This window comes from Micromonospora maritima (assembly GCF_902825405.1).
Classification (GTDB): Bacteria; Actinomycetota; Actinomycetes; order Mycobacteriales; family Micromonosporaceae; genus Micromonospora; species Micromonospora maritima.
In genome coordinates, this window is record NZ_CADEAU010000428.1 from 1 (window position 1) to 4634 (window position 4634).

Sequence of the window (4634 nt, forward strand, 5' to 3'; positions counted from 1 at the left end):
CCGCGCTGGCCACCGGCGATCCGGGTCGGCTGACCGCCGCCGCTGCCGGCGCCGCGCTCTCCCTCGCCGGCTACCTGCTGCTCGCGCTGCTGCCCGGCGCCCGGCTCGGCTTCGGCGACGTGAAGCTCGCCGCCGCGCTCGGGTTCCCGCTGGGCTGGCTCGGCTGGCCGACGCTCCGGCTCGGGCTGCTCCTCCCGCACGTGCTGGCCGGGGTGACGGTGCTGGTCCTGCTCGCGGCCGGCCGGATACGCCGGGACACGCCACTGCCGTTCGGCCCGGCGATCCTCGCCGGCGCCTGGCTCGCCGTCCTGCTCACCTGAGCCCGCCCGCCCGCTCGGGTGTTCGGCGGGGGTCCCGCCCTTCTCAGATCAACCGGAGCTGGTGGTCCCGGGGTCGGCGCGGCTCCGCCGCGCCGAGCCGGTCGAACAGCGCCGGGTCGATCACGTCGAGGAACGGCGACGGCCGGGTCTCCCGCTCGGTGCCGTGCCGGCTGCGCCGCGCGGCGTGGCTGACGTAGAGCCGGTCCTGCGCCCGGGTCAGGCCGACGAAGAAGAGCCGGCGCTCCTCGGCCACCGCGTCCTCGTCCGGCTCCGAGCCGGGCCAGCGCAGCGGCAGCAGACCGTCCTCCGCGCCGACCAGGAACACCACCGGGAACTCCAGCCCCTTCGCCGCGTGCAGCGTGAGCAGCGTGACCGCCTCGGCGCGTGGATCGAGAGCGTCCACCTCGGCGCCGGTCGCGAGCTGGTGGAGGAACAGCCCGAGGTCGTCGCCGCACCGGCGGGCCAGCGGGGTGAGCAGGTCCACGGCGGTGCGGACGTCCTCGGGGCGTACCGCACCGGAGCCGTCGAGCGTGGGCACGGCGAAGCGTTCCGCCAGCAGCTGACCGGCCTGGCGTACCCGGGCGGGCAGGGACCCGTCGAGACCGGCCTGACGCAGCTCGCGGGCGATGGCCGTGACGCCCGGCCGGTCACGCAACCGGTCGTGCGAGCGCTTCTGCACCGGGATGTTCGCCCGGGCCAGCGCGTCCACGACCGGCGCGGCCTGCGCGTCGGTGCGGTAGAGCACCGCGATGTCGGAGAAGGAGAGCGACGTCGCCCGCCCGTCGATGCGGCCCGAGTCCAGCGAGCGGTGGGACAGGCCACCGACCAGCTCGTCGACGGTACGGACCACGAAGTCGGCCTCGTCGGCCACCGAGGTCGCGGCGTACCGGCCGACCAGCGGCGCCTCCGGGTCGAGTCGGGCCGGGTCGAGGCGACGGCCGCGCACCAGCGACGACGGCGCGATGGCCTGCACGGCGGCGGCCAGGATCGGCGCCGAGGAGCGGTAGTTGCGGTTCAGCCGCACCAGCCGGGCGTCGGTGAAGTCCTGCGAGAAGCGCAGGAAGTAGCCGACGTCGGCGCCGCGGAACGAGTAGATCGCCTGGTCCGGGTCACCGATCGCGCACAGGTTGCCGTCGGCGGGGCTGAGCAGGCGCAGCAGGTCGTACTGCACGGCGTCGACGTCCTGGTACTCGTCGACGAAGATCCACTTCCACCGTTCGCGGTACTCCCGGACCAGCTTCCGGTCGCCCTTGAGCAGCGCCACCGGCAGGGTGAGCAGCTCGTCCAGGTCGACCAGGTCCTTCTTGCGCAGCAGCGCGACGTACCGCTCGTCGTCCGCGCCGGCCTCCGCGCGAGCCGCCGCCCGATCCGTCTCGTCGGCGATCCGGAAGTCCGCCGGCAGCCCGGCCGCCGCCGCGTTCTCCCGCAGCACGGTCAGGCCGAGCGAGTGGAACGTGCCGACCGTGACGTCCTCGGCGACCGGGCCGAGCAGCCCGTCCAGCCGGTGCCGCAGCTCCTCGGCGGCCCGGCGGGTGAACGTGATCGCCAGGCACTGGTCCGGGAAGACGTTCAGCTCCGCGCAGAGGTACGCGATCCGGTTGGTGAGCGTCCGGGTCTTGCCGGTGCCCGGCCCGGCCACGATGAGCAGCGGACCACCCGGCGCGGACGCGGCCACCCGCTGCATCGCGTCCAGGCGGTCCAGCAGGCCGGTGCCGACCTCCTCCATCCCGGCGAGCATCGGCTCGAACGGCTCGTGCGGGGAGGGCGGCGGCGCGATCGGGGGAGCCGGCGGCGTGCGCTTCGGCTCCGGCCGGGCCGCCGCCGGGCGCCTGGCCTTCGGCTTCGGCGCCGGCTCCGCGGGCCGCCGCTGCGCGGGCACGGGTACGTCGAAGAGCGCGTCCTGCCCCGACCCGCCGGCCGTGGCGCCCAGTTCCGCCGGGTCGAACAGTGTGATCACCCCGTACTCGCCGTCGTAGCCCGGCACCCGGCGGACCTCGCCGCGGCGCAGCCGGCCGATGCCCTCGGCGAGCAGCTCACCACCGACCCGGCCGATCTCCTCCACCGGGGTACGGGTGAGGATCTCCAACTCGGGGCCGAGCGCGGCGACCAGCTCGTGGAGCTTGCCCTCCACCTTCTTCGACCGCGCGCCCACCCGGTTGATCTCGCCGAGGATCTCGGCCAGCGGCACCAGGTGCGCCACCGCACGGGCGTGCGCCGGGCGGTGCCCCACCGGTCGGTCGGCCAGCTCCTCGACCCGGCTCAGGACGCCGACGGTGAGCGGCTTGCCGCACTCCGGGCAACGCCCGGACGCCTCGCGGGTCCGCTCCGGCGACCAGTTCACCCCGCAGAGCCGGTGCCCGTCGGCGTGGTACTTGCCCTCCTCCGGGAAGAACTCGACGGTGCCGGCGAGTCCGTCCCCGGTCCGCAGCGCCTCGCGGATCGCGAAGTAGTCGCGGGCCGCGGTGAGGACCGTCGCCTCCCGGGCCAGCGCCGGCGGCGAGTGGGCGTCGGAGTTCGACACCAGCTGGTAGCGGTCCAGACTGCCGACCCGCCAGTTCATCTCCGGGTCGGAGGAGAGGCCGGTCTCCACCGCGAAGATGTGGTCGGCCAGGTCGGCATAGCAGTCGGCGATCGCGTCGAAGCCGGACTTCGAGCCGAGCGCGGAGAACCAGGGTGTCCAGATGTGCGCCGGCACCAGGTAGCCGTCCGGGCTGGCCTCCAGCGTGATCTCCAGCAGGTCGCGGGAGTCGAGCCCGAGGATCGGCCGGCCGTCGGAGCCGAGGTTGCCGATCCGGCCCAGCGCGGTGTTGAACCGGCCCACCGCGTCCAGGTCCGGCAGGTAGATCAGGTGGTGCACCTTCCGGGTCCGGTCGTCCCGCTTGTAGATGGTGGAGATCTCCACGCTCAGCATGAACCGGACCGGGTCCGCCTCCGCCGCGCTCGCCAGCCGGGGCGGCAGTCGCCGGGCGATGTCCCGCTCCGCCTCCGGCGAGAGCCGGTAGAGGCCGGGCTCCGCCGGGTGCAACGTCTCCCGCAGGTGGTCGTACCAGGCGGGGTGGGTGAAGTCGCCGGTGCCGAGCACCCCGATGCCCTTGCGTCGGGCCCACCAGCCGAGGTTCGGCAGGGTCAGGTCACGGCTGCACGCGCGGGAGTACTTCGAGTGGATGTGCAGATCCGCGACGTAGGGCGGGAGGCCACCGGGGGGTGCGGCGCTGAACGGAGGCACGCCGCATCCTGTCACGTCCGGTTGCCTGCCCGCCCGCCGCCACGCGTACGCGTGACCTGAGCAATGCGGTGCTGGACGCGGCGTCCCCGGCGCGCTAAGGGCGGGACCCGTGCATGAGCGAGCGCACCGAGCGAAGCGAGGGCCGCGAGGGCATGCCCGGCCAGCACAGCCCGTCGCTACGGGGCCCGCAGCTCGACCAGCGTCACCTGCGGCGGGGCGCCGACGCGCACCGGCGGGCCCCAGAAGCCGGCGCCGTTGGTCACGTAGACCTTGGTGCCGTCCACCTCGCCCAGGCCGGAGACCACCGGCTGCTGGAGCTTCACCGCCAGGTTGAACGGCACCATCTGGCCGCCGTGGGTGTGCCCGGAGAGTTGCAGGTCGACGCCGAACTTCGCCGCCTCCTGCGCGGCCACCGGCTGGTGGGCCAGCAGCACCACCGGGCGGCTCGGGTCACGGTCGCCGAGGGCGGCGGCGTAGTCGGCCGGCGCGGCCAGCCCGGTGCCGGCGGCGGTCACGTCGTTGACCCCGGCCAGGTCCAGCACCCCGCCGCGGGCCCGGATCTCCTGCCGCTCGTTCTGGAGCACCCGCAGACCCAGCCGGTCCACCTCGCGGACCCACTCCTCCACGCCCGAGTAGTACTCGTGGTTGCCGGTGACGAAGAAGCTGCCGTAGCGGGAGCGCAGGTCGCGCAGCGGCTCCGCGGCCGAGCCCAGCTCGGCGACCGTCCCGTCGACCAGGTCGCCGACCACTGCCACCAGGTCGGCGTCCAGCCGGTTGATCATGGCGACGATCCGCTCGGTGTGCGCCCGTCCGCGCAGCGGCCCGAGGTGGATGTCGGAGACGGTGGCGATCCGCAGGCCGTCCATGCTGCGGGGCAGCTTGGCCAGCGGGATCCGTACCCGGTCCAGCTGGGGCGGACCCATCGCGGTGCGGACGCCGTACCCGGTGACGCCGGCGGCGGTGAGCCCCGCGAAGATCGCCGCGCCGCGCGCGAGCAGCAGCCGGCGGGAGGGGTCGTGGTCGGCGGGCACGGTGCCGGTCGGCGCGGCGTCGCCACCGTCGGCGGTCCCGGTCGACGGGGTCGCGAC

General features: G+C 74.8%; 2 protein-coding genes and 1 pseudogene. 1 reads left to right on the forward strand and 2 read right to left on the reverse strand.

Features of this window, described 5'->3' with window-relative positions; translation table 11 throughout:
• Positions 1-320 (forward strand): annotated as a pseudogene (locus HUW36_RS26250) (prepilin peptidase); the annotation flags it as partial.
• A 43-nt stretch (positions 321-363) separates the two neighbouring features.
• On the opposite strand, the gene HUW36_RS26255 reads toward HUW36_RS26250, so the two are convergent.
• Together HUW36_RS26255 and HUW36_RS26260 are read right to left on the reverse strand one after the other, a co-directional pair.
• Positions 364-3546 carry a UvrD-helicase domain-containing protein gene (locus HUW36_RS26255; protein WP_174530596.1) on the reverse strand — a complete coding sequence of 1061 codons (3183 nt, stop codon included), beginning with the start codon at positions 3544-3546 and terminating at the stop codon, positions 364-366.
• A gap of 176 nt (positions 3547-3722) precedes the next feature.
• Positions 3723-4634, reverse strand: a 912-nt coding sequence (locus tag HUW36_RS26260; protein WP_246248330.1) for a metallophosphoesterase, incomplete at its 5' end; no start/stop codon positions are given.